20 protein-coding genes are annotated in these 19,966 nt (G+C 52.9%); 8 read left to right on the top strand and 12 right to left on the bottom strand.

Annotated features, from left to right (window positions below; all coding sequences use genetic code 11):
• Window positions 1-34: 34 nt before the first annotated feature.
• The gene (locus AYJ59_RS00775) at window positions 35-2,920 is read right to left on the bottom strand and encodes an EAL domain-containing protein (protein WP_127119046.1); all 2,886 of its coding nucleotides are present in this window, start codon (window positions 2,918-2,920) and stop codon (window positions 35-37) included.
• An 89-nt stretch (window positions 2,921-3,009) separates the two neighbouring features.
• Complete coding sequence (gene queF, locus AYJ59_RS00770) at window positions 3,010-3,858, bottom strand: NADPH-dependent 7-cyano-7-deazaguanine reductase QueF (RefSeq protein ID WP_127119045.1); 849 nt, start codon at window positions 3,856-3,858, stop codon at window positions 3,010-3,012.
• A 75-nt stretch (window positions 3,859-3,933) separates the two neighbouring features.
• Between queF and AYJ59_RS00765 the strand changes: the two genes are divergently transcribed.
• Window positions 3,934-4,137: a hypothetical protein gene (locus tag AYJ59_RS00765; RefSeq protein WP_029939201.1), complete on the top strand. Its 204-nt coding sequence runs from the start codon at window positions 3,934-3,936 to the stop codon at window positions 4,135-4,137.
• A 3-nt stretch (window positions 4,138-4,140) separates the two neighbouring features.
• Here the strand turns inward: AYJ59_RS00765 and AYJ59_RS00760 are convergent, their stop codons facing one another.
• The 9 genes from AYJ59_RS00760 to rpmH all read right to left on the bottom strand — a co-directional run bounded on the left by AYJ59_RS00760 (window position 4,141) and on the right by rpmH (window position 11,224).
• Window positions 4,141-4,998, bottom strand: a complete 858-nt coding sequence (locus tag AYJ59_RS00760) for a CHAD domain-containing protein (protein ID WP_164730709.1) — start codon at window positions 4,996-4,998, stop codon at window positions 4,141-4,143.
• A 105-nt stretch (window positions 4,999-5,103) separates the two neighbouring features.
• Complete coding sequence (locus AYJ59_RS00755) at window positions 5,104-5,712, bottom strand: YigZ family protein (protein WP_127119043.1); 609 nt, start codon at window positions 5,710-5,712, stop codon at window positions 5,104-5,106.
• 42 nt (window positions 5,713-5,754) lie between these two features.
• Window positions 5,755-6,732 carry a cation diffusion facilitator family transporter gene (locus AYJ59_RS00750; RefSeq protein WP_127119042.1) on the bottom strand — a complete coding sequence of 326 codons (978 nt, stop codon included), beginning with the start codon at window positions 6,730-6,732 and terminating at the stop codon, window positions 5,755-5,757.
• 73 nt (window positions 6,733-6,805) lie between these two features.
• The gene (locus AYJ59_RS12905) at window positions 6,806-6,982 is read right to left on the bottom strand and encodes a hypothetical protein (protein WP_164730708.1); all 177 of its coding nucleotides are present in this window, start codon (window positions 6,980-6,982) and stop codon (window positions 6,806-6,808) included.
• Window position 6,983: 1 nt separating this feature from the next.
• A complete protein-coding gene (mnmE, locus tag AYJ59_RS00745) occupies window positions 6,984-8,339 on the bottom strand; it encodes a tRNA uridine-5-carboxymethylaminomethyl(34) synthesis GTPase MnmE (RefSeq protein ID WP_127119041.1) in 1,356 nt (451 codons plus the stop codon).
• Between the two features lie 109 nt (window positions 8,340-8,448).
• Window positions 8,449-8,772, bottom strand: coding sequence for a hypothetical protein (locus AYJ59_RS00740; protein ID WP_029939206.1), 324 nt, complete (start codon window positions 8,770-8,772; stop codon window positions 8,449-8,451).
• A gap of 12 nt (window positions 8,773-8,784) precedes the next feature.
• Window positions 8,785-10,449 (bottom strand): membrane protein insertase YidC, encoded by a 1,665-nt coding sequence (gene yidC / locus AYJ59_RS00735; RefSeq protein WP_029939207.1) that lies wholly within the window; start codon window positions 10,447-10,449, stop codon window positions 8,785-8,787.
• A 127-nt stretch (window positions 10,450-10,576) separates the two neighbouring features.
• Complete coding sequence (rnpA, locus tag AYJ59_RS00730) at window positions 10,577-11,077, bottom strand: ribonuclease P protein component (protein ID WP_127119040.1); 501 nt, start codon at window positions 11,075-11,077, stop codon at window positions 10,577-10,579.
• A gap of 12 nt (window positions 11,078-11,089) precedes the next feature.
• Complete coding sequence (gene rpmH, locus AYJ59_RS00725) at window positions 11,090-11,224, bottom strand: 50S ribosomal protein L34 (RefSeq protein ID WP_024852172.1); 135 nt, start codon at window positions 11,222-11,224, stop codon at window positions 11,090-11,092.
• 212 nt (window positions 11,225-11,436) lie between these two features.
• On the opposite strand from rpmH, the gene AYJ59_RS00720 reads away from it, so the two are divergent.
• Window positions 11,437-12,225, top strand: coding sequence for a sulfite exporter TauE/SafE family protein (locus tag AYJ59_RS00720; RefSeq protein ID WP_127119039.1), 789 nt, complete (start codon window positions 11,437-11,439; stop codon window positions 12,223-12,225).
• A 328-nt stretch (window positions 12,226-12,553) separates the two neighbouring features.
• On the opposite strand, the gene AYJ59_RS00715 is transcribed toward AYJ59_RS00720, so the two are convergent.
• Window positions 12,554-12,943: a hypothetical protein gene (locus tag AYJ59_RS00715; protein WP_127119038.1), complete on the bottom strand. Its 390-nt coding sequence runs from the start codon at window positions 12,941-12,943 to the stop codon at window positions 12,554-12,556.
• 73 nt (window positions 12,944-13,016) lie between these two features.
• Between AYJ59_RS00715 and dnaA the strand changes: the two genes are divergently transcribed.
• From dnaA to AYJ59_RS00685, 6 genes are all read left to right on the top strand, one after another.
• Window positions 13,017-14,417 carry a chromosomal replication initiator protein DnaA gene (gene dnaA, locus AYJ59_RS00710; RefSeq protein ID WP_127119037.1) on the top strand — a complete coding sequence of 467 codons (1,401 nt, stop codon included), beginning with the start codon at window positions 13,017-13,019 and terminating at the stop codon, window positions 14,415-14,417.
• Between the two features lie 128 nt (window positions 14,418-14,545).
• Window positions 14,546-15,652 carry a DNA polymerase III subunit beta gene (dnaN, locus tag AYJ59_RS00705; protein WP_029939212.1) on the top strand — a complete coding sequence of 369 codons (1,107 nt, stop codon included), beginning with the start codon at window positions 14,546-14,548 and terminating at the stop codon, window positions 15,650-15,652.
• An 83-nt stretch (window positions 15,653-15,735) separates the two neighbouring features.
• Window positions 15,736-16,830 (top strand): DNA replication/repair protein RecF, encoded by a 1,095-nt coding sequence (recF, locus tag AYJ59_RS00700; protein ID WP_127119036.1) that lies wholly within the window; start codon window positions 15,736-15,738, stop codon window positions 16,828-16,830.
• A 149-nt stretch (window positions 16,831-16,979) separates the two neighbouring features.
• Window positions 16,980-17,654: a response regulator transcription factor gene (locus tag AYJ59_RS00695; RefSeq protein ID WP_127119035.1), complete on the top strand. Its 675-nt coding sequence runs from the start codon at window positions 16,980-16,982 to the stop codon at window positions 17,652-17,654.
• Entirely contained in the window at window positions 17,651-18,970 is a 1,320-nt protein-coding gene (locus AYJ59_RS00690; RefSeq protein WP_127119034.1) for a sensor histidine kinase, read from the top strand. The genes AYJ59_RS00695 and AYJ59_RS00690 overlap by 4 nt, the downstream gene beginning before the upstream one ends.
• An 87-nt stretch (window positions 18,971-19,057) precedes the next feature.
• Window positions 19,058-19,936: an HDOD domain-containing protein gene (locus AYJ59_RS00685; RefSeq protein WP_127119033.1), complete on the top strand. Its 879-nt coding sequence runs from the start codon at window positions 19,058-19,060 to the stop codon at window positions 19,934-19,936.
• Window positions 19,937-19,966 lie beyond the last annotated feature (30 nt).

The raw sequence follows: 19,966 nt of genomic DNA, 5'->3' as shown, positions 1-19,966 counted from the left end.
GGAAAATTTTGGAGAAGCATGGATTCGACGGAAATCAATCCATCTGGTTGAATGAACGGCACCAGCCGAGGAATTCTTCCGGCGGCAACGGCCGACTGAAGCCGAAGCCTTGCGCCAGCAAGCAGCCTTTGTCGTGCAGGAATTTGGCCTGCAACTCGGTTTCGACGCCCTCGGCGATGACTTCCACCCCGACGGCTTTTCCGACCGCGATAATGGCTTCGACAATGGCCAGGTCTTCGGCATCGTCGGGCAGCGACTGCACGAAAGACTGGTCGATTTTCAACTGGTCCAACGGCAGTTTCTTCAAATAGGACAAGGACGAGAAACCTGTCCCGAAATCGTCCATCGACAAGGCGACACCCAATTCCTTCAAAGCGTAGAGAACTTCAATGCCCTGTTGCTCGTTTTGCAACAGGAAGCTTTCGGTCACTTCCAGTTCCAGCACCGCGGGGTTGATGCCGGTTTCCGCCAGTACCTCGGCCACCGAAGACACAAAGTCCTGATGCATCAACTGGATGGTGGAAACGTTCACCGATATGCGCTCCAACTCGAATCCCTGTTTTTGCCAGGCCTGCCAGTGGCGGCAGGCCTGGGCGAGAATCTCGCGTCCCAATGGAATAATCAAGCCAGTGGATTCGCTGATGCCGATAAACTTGCTTGGGGGCACCACGCCCATTTCCGGATGCAACCAACGCACCAGCGCTTCGGCCCCGATCACCCGATTGGCTTTCAAGCAGATTTGCGGTTGGAAATAGGTAATCAGCTCTTTGTTTTCAATGCCCTGACGCAACGCTTTTTCGTAAAAGAAGTATTCCGAGGTGGTGGTGGTCAGTTCCGAGGAATGGAAAGCGTAACCGCTGTGCGGCAATTTCTTGGCTTCAAACAAGGCTTCGTCGGCGGATTTCATCAAATCCAAGGCTTCGTCGCCGTCCAGAGACGACAAGGCGATACCGATTTTGACGTCGAGCACATGATCCTGACCGTCAATGCTAAACGGTTCCAGAAAAGCTTCAATCAACTGCTCGGCGAATTCGGCGGTTTCGTTTTTATGCTGGATGTCTTCCATCAGAATCAGGAAGTTATCCGCCCCCAAACGCGCCACAGAATCTTCCGAATCCAGCAGTTGGTTCAAACGTTGTGCCACGGCTTTCAGTAATTGGTCGCCATATTCGTAACCCACGGCATCGTTGAACATCTTGAAACGGGCGATGTCCACAATCAACAATGCGACCTTCTGAGATTCGCGAGAGGACTTTTTGATCGACTGCTGCAAGCGGTTTTTGAACAGCGACACATTCGGCAAGCCGGTCAGAATGTCGTAAAACGACAGACGGTTGATTTCCTGCTCGGTGGCTTTTTGCTGGCTCAAATCGTTCATCAGACCCACGTAATGCATCACTTCGCCGGTTTTGTTTTTCACCGCGTTGATGGTCAACCATTCCGGATAGATGGTGCCGTCTTTCTTACGGTTCCAGATTTCGCCCTGCCAGGTGCCGGTGGCATTCAGCGAGGCCCACATTTCGCGATAGAAATTTTCCGCTTGCTTACCGGAACTGAGCATCGACGGGTCTTTGCCTGCGACATCCTTGAAGTCGTAGCCAGTGATGTCTTCGAACTTACGATTGACCAGAACGAAACGGTTACGGGCGTCGGTGACGAGAATGCCTTCCCCGGCATTGTCGAACACCGAACGGGTCAGCATCTGGAAGCGCTCGGTTTCATGCCGGAAACTCAAATCGTTCATCACCACTAGGTGCGCCGGTTCGGCGTGATAGGTAATCGGTTTATGCGACAGTTCCACCGAGACCCGGCGATTGTCGTGACACAGCAATTTCTGTTCGATGTAGGCCGGATGGTGATGTTCCATTTCCCGCAAACGCAAGGCAAAAGCTTCCCGTTCGGCCTCCGGCACCAGGTCCAACAGCGATTTTTCCATCAGATCGCACTCCTGATAGCCCAACAGGTTATAGACTTCATGGTTGGCGTAGGCGATGCGGTCGTTTTGATAAATCAGCACACCATGCATCGACATGCTCAACAAGTCGCGATACAGGGTTTCCGCTTCCAATACCCGCTGTTCTTTCTCTTTGATGCTGATGCTGGTCTGGTAATGGAAGTTTTCTTCGATACGGTGCAACAGTTCGGAAAAGCTGATTAAATCCAGCAAAGTGCCGTCGTCGTCTTCCACGCCGATATGATGGAACTTGCGCTCCATCATGAAATGGCGCACATACGACAGACTTTGATTGTGAGACACACTGATCAACGGCCAGGAAGCGATGTCCTTAACCGTCAGGTCGTCGTAATTTTCCAACAGCGCGAAACACTTCAGCAAATCCCGCATCGAGACAATTCCGAGCTCATCTTCCTTGCGCACCACCAAGGCGTCCACGTCTTTTTCCGCCATCATCGCCAATACCTCGTTGAGGCCGGCATGAGCATCAATGAAATGCAAGTGCCCGCTCAGCAATTCACGGATGGCGACGCCTTCCAGAAAATGTTCGCTGGCCTTGGCGTTGACCAGATCGGATTGCGCCAAAACGCCCACCGGACGTTCGTCGCAATCGACGACCAGCAGATGATGGATGTGTTTCTTGTGGAACAGATACGTGGCGGACGACACCAGCTCGTCTTTATGAACACGCCAAACCGGCGTGTTCATCACCATCGCGATGGGGGCTTGTAACACTTCCGGTTTGGAGACGTCGAGACGCAACAAATCGGTACGCGTCCAGATGCCTTCGATTTCACCGTTGTCCTCGACCAGGATGGAGCCGATGTTTTTCTGGCTCAAGAGACCAATCACCGATTTGATGCTCATATCCGGCGGACAGGTTTCCAGCCCATGATGCATAAAATGGGAAACGGTCAAGGATTCTTGCGACGTTGCAAAAAGCGGAATGTTACTTGGGTGTTTCATGACGAAAATTTTACACCAAGCGTCACGGGAAGACCACCGAAGTTAACGGAAAAGAAGACACCTTCTTGATGCGGGTCAAACAGGTGTCGTCATTGGCGAACCAGACGCCGCAAATCGAAGTCGGTCTCGAAGTTGGAACGGTAAGGATTGATGTCGAGTCCGCCCCGTCGGACATAGCGCGCATAGACGGTCAATTTTTCCGGCTGACAGTGGCGCATCAAGTCGACGAACACCCGTTCCACGCATTGTTCATGGAACTCGTTGTGTTCGCGAAACGACACCAGGTATTTCAACAGGTTTTCGCGGTCGATTTGCGGCCCTTCATAACGGATGACAATGCTGCCCCAATCCGGCTGACCGGTCACCAGACAATTCGATTTGAGCAAATGGCTGTAGAGGGTTTCCGACACCGGTGTCGACGACACGGTCGTCAGCAACTCCGGTCGAACCTGATAATCGTTCACCTCGATGTCCAAGTCGTCCAGGCACTCGCCGGGCGGAGCACCGATTAAGGTTTGCGGCTCATCCAAATCGTACAATTCCACCTTGACCTCACCGCCGCAGGCCTGGGATAAATCGGTTATCCAGTGCTGTTTGACCGCCTCCGCCGAGGCAAAGCGGGTGCCGTTAAACGAATTCAGATACAGCTTAAAGGATTTCGACTCGATTAAGTTCGGCGACTCCGCCGGAAAGAAAAACAGCGCCCAACCGACTTGCGGCTTGCCCTGATCGTTCAACCAGGAAATCTCGAACCCGGTCCAGACATCCTGGCCGGAAAACGGTAGCGCATCCGGCGAAACGCCCAATTCGTCGCGTTTTTCCTGACGCGGTACCGGAAACAAAATGCTCGGATCGTACTGACGGCAATAGGGCGTGGCACGCCCCAGCAAACTTTGGTTGGCGGTGGATTCGGATTGCGGTGAAACGGGGTTTGTCATAAATCTCTCAAAAACTTCGATGGTGATTTTAGGTATTATACGAAAACGATTACAGAGAAACAGAAAGGTTCACCCGTGTTAACGACGTTGATTTATGGCATGTTGCTGACGGCTTTGGTTTTGGCCGCCCTTTGGTTGGGATTTCGATTTCTGCGCCGCTTTCCGGCGTTTGACGGGTTCAACACCCGCACCGCGAACAAGCGCATGTTGCAATTGACGTTGATTCTGTATTTCAGCGGCGTGGTGCTGACCGTCTATTGGATGATGGACGCCAATTAACGACTACAATTTCGACAACCGCCGCTGCAACACGGCGCTTTGCTCCTGAAAGTCCGTCATTTTCGCCTCGTAAACCGCTTGAATCGCAGTCCAGTGCTCCGACCAGAGTTCCGATTGGGATAGCGATTCTTTTAAGCGACTCTCCAAAATCATGAAGTCGTGCTCCCGCCCGAGCAAATCGCCCAGTTCATCCAGGCACTGAATGCGTTTGCGTTGCCCGCGCAATCCGAGCTGGCGCAGTATTTTCAACTGATAATAACCGTATTTAACCCATTTCCGCCAGGCGTGGCGTTGTTCGAGGTTATCCGGCTGGAACGCCTGTTTGCCCAGCGCGCGGCATCGGGTAAAGGTCATGGCCAAACCATCCTGCAAGGCGGTGTCGGATTGAAAGTCGAATTTCAATTTCCGCCAGGCCTGACGTTCCTTTTTCAGGGCGTGAATCACTTTGTCCCACGGAATCGGCGCAGGTGGCGGCTCCGTCATCCAGGCTTTCAGCACCTCCATCAGACAGGCCTTTTCGGATTCGGGCGCTGACTCGACCAAATCCAGAAGCGTGTCCATCAGAACTTCACGGTCACGCATGGCGGATAACTGTTTGCCGGTCAGGCGCATGCGTTTTTTGGCGGCTTGAAAGGTCAGTCGCGGCACCGCGAATCGAACCAGTTGCCAATAGGCGCGGAGATGTTTGAGTAGGACACGCAGGGCATGCACCGATTCTTTGTCGTCACGGTGTTTGGATTGCGCCAACGCAAGGGCGTTTTCCAACAAGGAAAGAATTTCCTGTTGCAGTTGTGCCAGCCGCTCGGCATCGGACGCCTGACCGAAAAACGGCTCGGCCCAGTCCACCGCGGATTTTTTCATGTCTGACTCCAAACGCCACCCGAATGAAGCCATCTTAACCTAAGTCTATGACATGATTATGAAAGTTTCCCGATGGCGTGCCGCCCCGGCCATCAGAACAGAAAATCAGCGTCCGTCGTTTTCGCATTCAAGCGCACAGCCCAGTGCATCCATCGCCGCTTGAAAATCGGCCAAGGCTTGCTCGGGCAGTTGCACCTGCATCATGACCTGGCTGTGGTAATCCACCGACACCACTTCACCGTCCACCAAACCGAGCTGGTGGCGCACCGGTTGTTCCTGCGCGAAATCGCAGGAGACCCGGCACTCGGCTAAATCCACCTGCTCCACCACCGACAAAGTTTCCATCACCGCTTGCGCGGCTTGGCCATAAGCGCGCGTCAGGCCGCCCGCGCCCAGCTTGATGCCGCCGAAATATCGCACCACCACAATCATGATGTCGCCGACGCCTTTGTGTTGCAACACATTCAGAATCGGTTTCCCGGCGGTGCCGGAAGGCTCGCCGTCATCACCCATGCCAGCGTTGCTGGCGCATTGCGGGTTGCCCAGCAAATAGGCCCAACAGTGATGGCGGGCATCCGGATACTGTACTTTCAATTCGTCCAGCCACGCCATGCCCTCGGCCCGATCTCGAATGCCTTTGGCATAGGCAATGAAGCGGCTTTTTTTGATTTCGATTTCGGCGCGGTTCAATTCCGCGGGGACAGGATACGACATGCTGGGACTTCTCTTAGGACTCGGCTTTTCGGCCAGGCCTGGTCAGTTTTCGGTTTTCGTGGTGTCAGTGTGGTTTTCACCAATGCTGCGCATCACCCAAATCGGCTGGGCGGTGTAAATCACGTCCAACGACAAGTAATCGTAGGTTTGCTTCAGGTGATGATACAGACGGTCACGGTAAACATCCTGCTGACGGATATCGAACGGTGTTTCGTCGTCCAACTGAATATAGACTTGTACATACATCATCCGCCCGGCTTGCAGGTAACGGGTTTTCATATCGAGATACGCCACCGGTTCAAACACCTGCTCCACTTCCTGATTCAAAAAGCGCATCAGCTCGGCGTCGTCGGTGCGGCCGATGATCTGTAACCCGTTTTCCTTGAGGATTTTCAACGGAATCGGCAACATCAATAAAATCAGAATCAGTATGACCACCGGGTCGGTGTAAGGCACCCACTCTTCATGACCGATGGCTTCCATCCAGATGGCCGCGCCGAACGACAAACCGACCGCGATACTGAGAATGCCGCCGGTCAACCAGCCCTGCAAATCGACATGAATCAACGACGATTGGGCGGTCTTATTCATGTGGTACAACACATACGCCAAACCGAAGCCGAGCACCGAGGCGATGACGGAATAAAACACGGCGATATGAGCATCAATATGGCGGCCGCCGTGGAAAATTGCTTCCACCGAGGCGTAAAACGCCACCAGAATGACCAACAGAATCAACACGCCTTTGATGAAGTTCAAAACCGGTTCGAAAATGGCGTAACCGAATGGTTGGGATTGACTGGCCTGCTGCGCCATCAAGCTCACCACCCGCAAGGTCAACAACCCGGCGACCAAGTCGATGAACGGATAGACCCCGTCCATCAAGATGGCCTGGGATTCGGTCAGATAATAGAACACCAGCCCCAGTACCGCCATGAGGATATCGCCGACCATCACCAGTTTGATGGCGCGTTTTTCCGTGGCGATCTTGTGATCCAAAGGGATTTTTCGATTTGACATCAGTAATTCGAGATTCCGTATGTGTTATGTATTTTTGTTCAAACTCGCGGAAAGCAACCGGCACTGGGTACCGTCAATCAGCGGAAGGCGGCGCGCCTTTGCGCCGTAATCGATAACGCGGATTGGTTTCGTATAAATCGTCCCAACCATCGTCGAATTCGTTATCGCTGTATTCGCGTTCGTAAGGCCGGGTGTCACGCACCCATTCGTACCCGAACCAGCCGAACACCCAATTCAACAGTTTCAACATCTCACTTCCCGATACAGAAAGAGGTGAAAATGCGCCCCAGCAAATCGTCCGAAGTGAATTGTCCGGTGATTTCCGACAAGGCCTGTTGTGCCTGACGCAGGTCTTCCGCCAGCAACTCGCCGGCCGCAAACGCTTCCAATTGCTGCTGACCGGTCTGCACGAATTCCAGCGCACGGTTCAAAGCGTCCAAATGGCGTTTACGCGCCATGAACACGCCTTCCTGGGTTTGCGCATAACCCATTTGGGTTTTCAAATGCTGCTTGAGCAAGTCCAGCCCAAGCTGATGCTTGGCCGACAACCAGATTTCCACCGTTTCGGCGGTTTCATCCAGGCCTGGCGATTTTTCAATCAAATCGATTTTATTATGAATCAAGGTCACCGGAATATGCGATGGCATCCGCGCCAGAATCGCCTGATCTTCCGGGTGAATATTCTCATTGGCCTGCACCACCACCAGAATCCGATCGGCCTCTTCGATCGCCGCCCAGGCGCGTTGGATACCGATTTGCTCCACCGCATCGGTCGCTTCGCGCAACCCGGCGGTGTCCAGCACATGCAACGGCATGCCGTCGATTTGAATCTCTTCTTTGACGATGTCGCGCGTGGTGCCGGCGATGTCGGTCACAATCGCCGATTCACGGCCCGACAAGGCATTCAACAGGCTGGACTTGCCGGCATTCGGGCGCCCCAGAATCACCACCGACATCCCTTCCCGTAACAACACGCCTTGTTGCGCGGACGCCAACACTTGATGCAACCGTTCCAGAATGTGCTGCAACTCCCCGGCGACCTTGCCGTCGGACAGAAAATCGATTTCCTCTTCCGGAAAGTCGATGGCGGCTTCCACATAAATGCGCAATTGAATCAGTTCTTCAACCAGCTCGTTGACCTGCTTGGAAAACTCGCCCTGTAAGGACTTCAACGCCGATTTAGCCGCCTGCTGCGAGCTGGCGTCGATCAAATCGGCAATCGCTTCGGCCTGCGCCAAATCCAGTTTATCGTTCAAGAACGCTTGCTTGGAAAACTCGCCCGGTTCCGCCAACCGCGCGCCAAGTTGCACGGTTCGTTCCAACAACCATTGCAGGATGATCGGTCCGCCGTGCCCCTGCAATTCCAGAACATCTTCACCGGTAAAGGAGTTCGGTCCCGGAAAAAACAACGCGATGCCTTCGTCCAACACCTCGCCGTTCACCCCGTAAAACGGACCATAATGTGCGTAGCGCGGTTTCGGCGTCAAGCCGAGAATCGCTTCCGCCATGGCACGACACTGCGGACCGGACACCCGAACGATGCCCACACCGCCGCGTCCCGGCGCGGTGGCAACCGCTGTAATGGTGTCATTTGAGGCAAACGTCATCTGGATTCCTGTTCAATCGTTGGCGCTTCTGAAATGCAAAGCGCCCTTAACGGGCGCTAAACAGATAAATTTTTCGACGGACGTCGCCGAAAACAATCGAGACCGAAACTTAACCGGCCAACACTTGATAGGTGGTGGTCTGCAAGTCGGTCACAAACGGTTTCTGGCTCAATTTAGCCACCGTTTTATCGAGTTTCTTTTTCGACTTGAACGTCATTTCTTCGGCTTCGTCGTTAATCTTGAACGACAGCACATACAAAGGCTGTGTGTCCACGGACGCGGCGGTCGGTGCCGCTTGCACCGCACCGCCTTCCAACGGCACATAACCGTTTTGGGTCTTATAACAAATCGGCGTGGTGCCATCCATCACCAGCCAGTCGACCTGGCCGTATTTCGGATGATCCTTACCCGGTTTTTCGTACGTTAACTGCATGGTATTTCCTTATTATTTTTCTTCGCCCGATTCAATTTTCTTGGTGATGTACCATTGCTGCGCGACCGACAGAATGTTGTTGACCACCCAGTAAAGCACCAAACCGGCCGGGAAGAACATGAAGAAGATGGTGAAGATAAACGGCAAGGCTTTCATGACCTTCTGCTGCATTTCGTCCATCATCGCCGACGGATTCAGCTTTTGCTGCACCCACATGGAAATCCCCATCAGCACCGGCAGGATGTAATACGGGTCTTTGGCCGACAAATCCTGAATCCACAGAATCCAAGGCGCCTGACGCATTTCCGCTGAGTACAACAGAACCCAGTAAAGCGCGATGAACACCGGCATCTGAACCAGAATCGGCAGACAACCGCCCAATGGGTTGATCTTCTCTTCCTTGTACAGCTTCATCAATTTCTGCTGGAAGATGGCCTTGTCATCGCCATAGTTTTCTTTCAACTGCTGCAGCTTCGGCTGGAATTTCTTCAAGCGTGCCATGGAACGATAAGAGGTTTCCGACAGCTTGTAGAACAGCAATTTGATCAAAATCGTCAACAGGATGATCGACCAACCCCAGTTGCCGACCAGCGCATGGATTTTTTCCAGCACCCAGAAAATCGGTTCGGCGATGATGGTCAAGACGCCGTAATCCACGGTCAGTTCCAGACCGGGCGCGATTTTTTCCAGGTTATCCTGAATGATCGGCCCGATATACAATTCGGACGTCAAATTACCGGTTTGGCCCGGCTCGACCGATACCATCGGCTCGACCACACCGGCGACGTAATCGCCTTCACCCAGCGGCTTGGCGTAATAACGGTTCTGACTTTCCTGGTTCGGAATCACCGCCGACATGAAGTAATGCTGAATCATCGCCGCCCAGCCGCCTTCAACCGACAGGTTATTGACCGGTTCGGTGTTCAAATCATCGAACGGGTGCTTGTTGTATTTGCTTTCGGCATGTCCGTTATACAACACCGGGCCGGTGTAGGTGTACATCATCGCATTGTGATCCGGATCATAGGTGTTGCGCACCAACTGCGAATACAGACTGCCGCTCCATTCGGTTTGTGCCTGATTCTCGACGCGATAGTCGATGTTGATCAGGTAACGGCCTTTCTGGAAACGATAGATTTTGGTGACCTTGACGCCGTCCTGTTCCCAGGTCAACGGCACTTCCAGCGTATCACCGGTCAGTTCATAGTGGGTTTGCGCCGATTGATACAATGACTTGTGCGTCGGAGCCGGCAGGGTCGCTTTTTTCTGCAAGGCGATACCGTTTTGCGCGATGTACATCATCGGCGCTTCGTCGCCCATCAATTGGAACGGCTGGGAATGATCTTTTGTCGCGGCGTACTTCAGCAGCTTCACGTCACGGATGTCACCGCCTTGGGTGTCGATGACAATATCCAACACGTCGGTTTTGACGGTGATGCGCTGCGCTTGCTGAATCTTCGCTTTGGCGGTCGGCACATCCTGCGTGGCTTGATGTGCGCCCGGCACGGCATCCGCTTCATTCACTTCCGGCACGGTGGCATCCGCCGCCGTTTGCGAGGTCGATTGGGTGGCGGTCGTCGGTGCCTGGGTTTGTGGGTTTTGGAATTGCGTCCATTGCAACCAAATCCAGAGCAATGTGAAAGCTAACGCCAGCCACCAGAAAGATCTCATATTCATCCGTTATTTCCTGCTTCTCAATCGTTACGGTTCACGAAAACCGAGTGATATCTATTCATTACATCTAATGTTATAGATAAGTTTAAAAGTATTTAAAATTCCATTGCCATGCCGAATCGGGTCGGCATCACGCTTTATCCGGCCGCTTTTTCGCGGCAGAGGGTCTTGCGGCCGGGCGTCGTTGCTTGCCGTCTTTCAAACCACTCTGCTTCACTTTCCGGATCAGGTGCTCAAAACTGTTGATCAGAACGCGGTTTTCGACATCCTGCATGCCTCTACGTCCTAAAACGACAATATCATACCCGCTTACTGCTTGTTTATGTTGACGAAATGCCTCTCTCGCCAATCTTTTTACCCGATTGCGCCAGACGGATTTCATCAATTGTTTCTTGGCGATGGCTAATCCCAGCCGTGGATACGGCAATCCATTCGGACGAACGATAAAGGTCCAATGGCGATTGGAGAACTTCTCCGCCTTGGCGAATACATATTGAAACTGTTTGGGACTTAGGAGTCGAAGGGACTTGGGAAAGTGATTTCGGGAGAAATCGTGATGAGTGAGTTCCAGGTTGTCTAGACTTAACCCCGAACCCGACTCATCAGAATTTTGTGGCTGCTGCTCAATCATTAAAATGAATGATTACACAGTCAAACGCTTACGTCCTTTTGCACGACGAGCCGCCAAAACTTTACGGCCGTTCTTTGTTGCCATGCGAGCACGGAAACCATGCGTACGAGCGCGTTTGATAACACTTGGTTGAAATGTACGTTTCATGATATCAATCCTATTAGAAAATTACTTCTTTCGAAAGAATCGCGCATTTTAATCGAATCCCTTTTAAATAACAACCAGATAATCAATTATTTTGGCCAGGCCTGGTCAAAAATCGAATTCCCGCACCTAATCACGGTACACACAATCAACCTCAAGGTATTTCAAGCCTTTTCAACGGCCGTTTTCGGCAAACTGTGCTATAGTTCACCGCCATGTTAATCGAACTTTCCATCTATCTGCTGACCGGGGTCATCGCCGGTTTTTTCGCCGGACTGCTTGGCATCGGCGGCGGCTTGATCATCGTGCCGGTGCTGACCACGGCGTTTGTGTATTTTCTGCACACGCCTCATTTGGTGCACTTGGCCATCGGCACCTCGATGGCGACTATTTTGGTCACGGCCGTGGCGTCGATTCGTGCTCACCAAAAGCACGACGCCATCCGCTGGGACATTGTCAAAACCCTCACGCCGGGCATTTTACTGGGCGGTTTATTCGGCGGCTGGGTATCACAATTTTTCAACGCCAATACCCTCGCACAGATTTTCGCCGTTATCGAACTGGTCATCGCTATTAAAATGCTAACGGACGCTCAACCGAATCCGCACCGTGAATTACCGGGGCTGGCGGCGCGTTCGGTAGCCGGCACCTTTATCGGGGCCATTTCTTCGCTGGTCGGCATCGGCGGCGGCGCATTGAACACACCTTATATGGTGTGGCATAACGTATCGGTCCGGCAAGCCATCGCCACCTCGGCCGCCTGCAGCCTGCCGGTCGCGGCGGCGGGCACTTTGGGCTTCCTCATCGGCGGCTGGAATGCCACCGATTTGCCCACTTACGCCACCGGTTACATCTACTGGCCGGCCTTTTTCGGCATTGTCGTCGCCAGCTTCTTTGTCGCACCCATCGGCGCCGCCTTAACCCACCGTCTGCCGGTCAAGCTTTTGAAACGCGTCTTCGGCATCCTACTGATCATCCTCGCAATCAAAATGTTCTGGTTCTGAGTGGCTACAAATTCTGAAGGGCATCTCGACTAACCCTCGATGCGATTCTGCGGGCCTTAAAGGCTACTTATTCTAGGCGTGCGTCGCCGACCTTAGTCATTCTAAGGTCAAGGCGCACAACACTGAAGAAGTGGTCTTTAAGCCCCGCCCGAAGGGGCTTAGCCAAATTTATCAGCTCTGCGTTGCGAAGTTTTGCAAGGTCTAAACATTGCTTCAACTTCACGCCTTGATCTGACAAATTTGGCGTTGCCAGAATCCATCGTCGGTTAGTCGAGATGCCCTGACTTCGAATTTTTTTATTTAATTTTAAAAACCATAAAAAATTGAATTATTTCAATAAAATAATATCACTACAACCCGATTTATCCACACCCTTTCTCAACAAGTTATCCACAGGCAACGACTGTTTTTTAAAGTTATTCACAGGTATAATCGCCGTTAGTTTTTTGGCCGCCGAATGGGCGCGCTTTTGCCGCCGGTTTCGGTAAGGTTTCCAACCGGTCGGCCACACTTTCATGAACAAACGTTTTCCGAGCGTTTTAAATGAATCAACCATAATAATGAATAAAATCCGTCCGAGGAAAGGCTCCTTGAGAGCTTTGCACGAGTAGGACGCGAAGAAAAAATGAGAGAAAATTTGGCTGATTGAGGCGGAAAACGCAGCTAATAGCGAGCTATTAGCCAGTTTTTCAACAAAAATCAGACGGATTTTAGCCATTTTTACTCGTGTAACTATCTCGTGCAAAGCTCTCTCCTTTTCCATTTTCTTCGGAACGGAATGGGTACTCGTTTTGACAACACCGCTTTGGCCACAAGTCTTAAAACAACTGGAAGCTGTTCTGAACGAACAGCAGATGCAAACCTGGATCAGCCCGCTGGAAGCCATGGAAGACGCCCGACGTATTCGTCTGGTCGCGCCGTCCGGCTTCATTCTGGACTGGGTGAATAAAAAACTCTTCGGTGAAATCAAACAGGCCGTCGGCCTGGTCGCACCGGTCAATCCACCGGAAGTGACGCTGGAAGTCGGCGATTACGCCCTCGACAGTTTCGACGAACCGGAAGTGAGCTCGGTTCCACAGGCCCTGCGCGAAACCCCGGAAACCAAGCAAGACGTGGAACCGGCCGCCCAAGCCAAGAGCACCCAAGGCGACAGCGGCACCAAAAAATCCATCAAGCACAACCTCAACACCAATTTCACCTTCGACACTTTCGTAGAAGGTAAAGCCAACCAGCTGGCCGCCGCGGCCGCACGCCAAGTGGCCGACAACCCGGGCGGCAGCTACAACCCGTTTTTCATTTACGGCGGCGTAGGCCTGGGTAAAACCCACTTAATGCACGCCATCGGTAATGAATTGATTCGCCGCAACCCCGACTCCCGCGTGGTATATCTGCACTCCGAGCGTTTCGTGGCCGACATGGTCAATGCCTTGCGCCACAATAAAATCGACGAATTCAAACGCTTTTACCGTTCGCTCGACGCCCTGTTGATCGATGACATCCAGTTCTTCGCCAAAAAGGAACAGTCGCAGGAAGAGTTTTTTCATACCTTCAACACCCTGTTGGAAGGCAATAAGCAGGTCATCCTCACCAGTGACCGTTTTCCGAAGGAGGTGGACGGTTTGGAAGACCGCTTGAAATCCCGCTTCGGCTGGGGCTTGACCATCGCCGTCGAACCCCCGGAATTCGAAATGCGGGTGGCCATTTTGATGAAAAAAGCCGGTGAATTCGGCTTCTTGCTGCCGGATGAAGTGGCCTTTTTCATCGCCAAGCGTTTGCGCGGCAACGTTCGTGATCTGGAAGGCGCCTTGAAACGGGTCGGCGCTTTTGCACAATTCACCCAGCAGATGGTCACCGTCGATTTGGCGAAAGAAGCCTTGAAAGACTTGTTAGCGCTGCAGCAAAAAATGATCACCCTGGAAAACATCCAGAAAACCGTGGCCGACTATTACAAAATCCGTGTGGCCGATTTATTATCGAAGCGCCGCACCCGAAATATCGCCCGTCCGCGCCAGGTGGCGATGGCGATTTCCAAAGAGCTGACCAGCCACAGCCTGCCGGAAATCGGCGATGCGTTCGGTGGACGTGATCACACCACCGTATTGCACGCGGTGCGGAAAATCAACGAGCTCAAAGAAACCGACCACCGCGTGGAAGAGGACTTCAACAGCCTGGTTCGGATTATTACGAACTAAGGTCGCTCCAGCGCCGTCAAAACATTGGTAAAAATATTTAAAATTTTTCTTGGGTTTCTATACATAAATGTCGGAAATATTGGCATAATTAGACCCAACGTCAAACTTCATATTGCAAAGGTATTGAGATGAAAATCAGTCTTTCCCGCGAGAATCTTTTAAAAGTTCTTCAAACGGTCGGCGGCGTGGTCGAAAAACGTCAAACGATGCCGATTCTGGCCAACATCCTGTTTCAAGTGAACCAGAATACCTTGACCGTGACCGCATCGGATCTGGAAATCGAAACCCGTGCCACGACCGAGCTGGAAAGCAGCGACGGCGATTTCAGCGTCACCCTGCCGGCGGTGAAACTCATCAGCATCGTCCGCTCACTACCGGACGGCCTGACCATCTTGCTGGAGTTTGAAGAAATGCGCTGCCAATTATCGGCCGGCCGTTCCCGCTTCAAGCTCTCCACCTTGCCGGCAGACGATTTCCCGACCATCGATTTGACGCAAACTGAATTGTCCTTCTCCATGGCGCAGAACCAATTGAAACAACTGATTCACAATACCGCTTTCGCCATGGCCAGCCAGGACGTCCGTTTTTACCTGAACGGCATGTTGTTCGACATCAGCAACCAAACCCTGCGCGTCGTCGCCACCGACGGCCACCGCTTGTCGACCTGTTCCACCTTGTTGGAAACCGAAGGGCTGACCGCCACCCAAGCGATTTTGCCGCGAAAAGGCGTGTTGGAATTGCAAAAACTGATTGGCGACGACGATAACCTGATTGCCTTTGCACTGGCGAAAAACTACCTGACCGTCCAATTCGAAGAAACCGTGTTCACCTGTAAACTGGTGGACGGTCGCTTCCCGGACTTCAAACGCGTCTTGCCACAACACAATGACCAACTGGTGCAAACCGACCGCGAACTGTTGCGCAGCCTGTTACAACGTGCCGCCATCCTGTCGAACGACAAGTTCAAAGGCATCCGCTTGGCGTTAACGCAAAACTTGTTGGCGGTACACGCGCAAAACTCCGATCAGGACGAATCTCACGAAGACATGGCGATTGACTACAACGGCACCGAAATGGAAATCGGCTTCAACGTCAACTATCTATTGGACGTGCTGAATTCCATGCACGAAGAAGCCGTCACCCTGTACATGAAAGACGCCAACAGCAGCTGCATGGTCGACACCCAAAACGAAACCTGCCATTGCCAGCACGTCATCATGCCAATGCGTCTCTAGTCTTCCGACCGGCGTCGCCTCCCGGCGCCGGACAATCGCTCAGTCTTATCTTGTTCCAGCCCCCTTTTTCACGAGCGTGAATCGTGTCGAAAATCCAGCAATTACAACTTCGCCATTTCCGCAATATCGACCAGGCTGGCCTGGCCTTCGGTGACGGTCTGAATGTAATTGTCGGTGACAACGCCGCCGGGAAAACCGCCTTAATCGAAGCCATCTGGGTGTTGGCCTCGGGGCGCTCTTTCCGCACCGCCAAACCCGAACACCTCATCCAACGTGACCAAACGGAAACCGTGCTGTTTTGCGAAGTTTCCGACGGCGAACACCCCCATAAAATCGGTCTGTCCCGTTCCCTCGACAAAGTGACCTTGAAAGTGGATGGCGAAACCTTGCGCAACCAAGCGGAAATGGCGGCCAAACTGCCCGTGCAATTGCTCACCCCCGAAAGCCACCGTCTTTTGGAGGAAGGCCCGAAAGCCCGACGCCAATTCATGGATTGGGGCTGCTTTCACCATGACGCTGACTTCATCCACCTTTGGCGCACCTATCGCCGCGCCTTGAAACAGCGCAACCATGCCCTGAAGCGGAAACTGCCCGCCAACCAGGCGCGTCTGTGGGATCAACAACTGATTGACACCGCCGAGCGAATCGACCGAATCCGCGCCGCCTACATCTCCGACCTGACGCCTTATCTGGTGGAATTCTGTCAGGCGCTGATGCCGGAAATCAGCGTCCAGCCTGCCTGCCATTATCAATCCGGTTGGCCGAAAAGCGCCGACAGTTACGCCCAATTGCTGGACGAACACTATCCGAAAGACGCCCTGCAGGGCCACACCCAATACGGCAGCCATCGCGCCGACATCAAATTCCGCTTTGACGGCCAGGACGCCATGATGACCTTATCCCGCGGCCAACAAAAACTGTTTGTCTGCGCCCTGTTGTTGGCGCAAGCCAGCCTGTACGAAAAGCACAGCGGCAAGCCGGTCATTATGCTCATCGACGACCTTCCGGCCGAACTGGACGCCAAGCACCGTGAAACTCTGTTGAAGCTGCTCGACTTACTGCACATCCAGCACATTCTCACCAGCACCGCCGACGACCTGATTCCCATCCTCAACCCGGAAACCGCCCGCCGCTGGCACATCGACAACGGCGGCATCTCCGCCGAAACCAGAACGTAAATTCACCAGGCCTGGCGATTTTTATTCTTCAGAGTCCCGTCAGACATCCTTCGCCATAACACCTCAAAAAGCTTTAAAATAAAAAGTACTTTATAAATTTGCCTTGTCGGCATCACCCTGAAAACACGCGAAACACCGTGACGGATATTATGGAAAAACTACTGCTCGTTGAAGATGAAGTCCTGTTGGTCGACCGCCTCAAAACCAACCTCAGCCAAGCGGGTTACATTGTGGACGCCGCACTGGATGGAGAGGAAGGGGCCTATCTGCTGGAGGAATACGACTACGACCTCATTATTCTCGACTTGGGGTTGCCGAAAAAGTCGGGGCTGGCGATACTCGAAACCCTGCGCGACGCCCATAACCCGACACCGGTGCTGATTTTGACCGCCCGCAACACTTGGCAAGAGCGCGTGGAAGGATTGAAAAAGGGCGCCGACGATTATCTCGGCAAACCTTTCCATTTCGAAGAATTGCTGGCACGCATCGAAGTGCTCCTGAAACGCCCGGCGCAAACACGTGACGATAAGCTCAAGGTCAACGGCTTTGAATTGGACTTAAACCGCCGTGAACTAAAAACCGAGCACGGCACCTTCGCCCTGACCAAAACCGAGTTCGCCCTGTTGAAAACTTTTTTCAACCAACCTTACCGGGTGTTTTCCAAAGACCAGTTGATGCAACGCCTCGGCGACCACAATCACGAACGCGAAAGCAATGTCATTGAAGTCTACATTCGCAAACTGCGTCAATACCTCGGCAAAGAAGCCATTGAGACCCTGCGCGGCCAGGGGTATCGTTTTGTCGGCCAGGGAGACGCGACATGAAATCCATCGAAAAACAACTCAACCTGTCGCTGGCCGCCAGCATCCTGCTGATTTTCCTGATTTTCTGGTGGCTGTCGGTGTTCACCATTCACCACTTGACCGAAGATTACATCCTGACGCGCTTGGAACACGACACCTTGTCGATTGAAAAACACCTCAACCGCAGCGGTCAAGGCAACCAGATGCCGGCAGTCGATTACGACGCCATCAACCCGATTTACGCGCAACCCGACTCCGGACACTACTTTGTCATCCAGCTCGGCGACCATTTACTCAAATCGCTCTCTTTGACCGATTACCCGCTGTACCTCAAAAAAAGCCCGTACGCCATCAGCCATTATGAAACCAAGGGGCCCGCGGAAAGCACCCTTCTGGTCCGGCGGTTCGTCGGCGACTACCAAGGTCAACCGATGATCCTGTACGTCGCCGAAGACCACAGCCCCATTCAGCGCACCTTAAAAGTCTTCGACATTATGGTCGGCCTGTTTGCTTTGATTACATTGGCTTTACTGTATTTGAGTCAACGACATTTACTGCGCAAAGGCTTCAAACGTCTGGAACCGATTCAGGTGGCTCTCGCCAATCTGCAAAAAGGTGAAGCGACACAATTGGACCCGGCCGATTATCCCTCGGAAGTCAGCGAACTGATCAACAGCCTCAATCAGGCCATTCTCAGCGCCAGCACCCAATTGCAGAAATCGCGACAGTCCAATGCCAATCTGGCGCACAGCCTGAAAACGCCGCTGAACCTCATTTACCAGTTATTGGAAGACCCGGCGTTGACGCCGCACGCCGAACTGAAAGCCACCTTGAAAGATCAGGCACAGAAAATTCACGCCCGAATCGAGAGCGAACTGCAAAAAGCCCGCCTCGCCTCGGACACCCTTTCGGTCCAACCCTTTTCCCTGTCCGAGCATCTACCGGATTTGATGGACTCCTTACAGCAGCTGTACCCGCAAACCCGCTTCCAACTCAAGGGTGCGGACACACCCGACGCACATTTACCGATGGAGAAGGAAGACGGCTTCGAACTGCTGGGCAATTTGCTCGATAACGCCGCCAAGTTCGGCCACGGCGAAGTCTTTATCGACATTCACTCCGACACGCAACCGACCGTCATTATCGAAGACAATGGCGACGGCGTGCCCACCGAACAACTCGACGCCATCCAAACCCGCGGTCACCGCTTGGACGAATCGGTGGACGGCCACGGCATTGGGCTCTCCATCGTCAAACAGATTGCCGAGGCTTATAACATTACGACACAGTTTGATACGTCCCAGCACGGCGGCTTGAAAGTCACTTTGACCTTTTAGAACCGCTTCCGGGCGGCGGTTGGCAATTTTGCTTTGACAGACCATCGGCTTCGGCTATGATGATGCCAGGTGTTGAGGAGAAGCGACATGAAAATCGAAATGAAGCTCGGGATGGATCAGGCCACCCAACTCATCCAGCAAATCAAAGTGGAAACGGTGCCGCCGGAAATCTACCAGCTCGAAGAACTCATGGGCGCCGAGCAACCCAATGCCAGCGATATCGCCCATTTGATTTCCAAACACCCGGAACTGCTCGGCGATTTCCTCAGCCTGACCAACAAGGTGCTGAACCGGCCGCAGGACGATCTTATTCTCGAACCTCTGGCGGCGGTCAATCTGCTGGGATTGCAGGAAATTCAACACCTGTTTCTCAGCACCTACCTCAAAAAGCAGCTGCCTACCAGCGACCAAGACCGCAAAATCATTCTCCACAGCATGCGCTCCGGCCTGGCCGCGGCGGAACTGTCGTATTGGGTGAATGAAATCAACCGCACCGAAGCCTACTTGATTGCCTTTATGCAGGACATCGGCGCCATCTTCATCATGCGTCATGACTTCGACCATTATGCCGAAACCTACCTGAACGCCCAGCTCAACGAACCTTTCAGCGGCTACCAGGCCGAATTCGAACATTATCAAACGGCGCATACCTTTGTCGGCAGCGTCATTGCCCGGCGCTGGCATCTCAGCGATTTGCTCAGCAAATCCTTGCTGCTACACCACCAGAACGAGCTGGAAAGCGTGCAAGCTTATTCGCCGAACGTCGCCAAAATGGTGGCCCTCATTCAGGTCGCCAACTACCTGGTGTTCAAAACCTTTTCCGACCATTACATGACCGAAGAGCTGCAACAGAGTTTCGAACACGCCCGCACCTTTCTGGCGCTACCGGACAACGCCATCGACGCCGCCGAAGCCGCTTTGAAAAAATGGGGCAACGACGACCACATGCATTTTTCCAGTCATTAAGTAACCTCTGTAAGTAACCCCCGATTGAAT

It is taken from the genome of Thiomicrospira sp. S5 (assembly GCF_003991075.1).
Classification (GTDB): Bacteria; Pseudomonadota; Gammaproteobacteria; order Thiomicrospirales; family Thiomicrospiraceae; genus Hydrogenovibrio; species Hydrogenovibrio thermophilus.
Note: the sequence above shows the minus strand (reverse complement) of the source record. Positions and strands in the feature narration are given on the sequence as shown.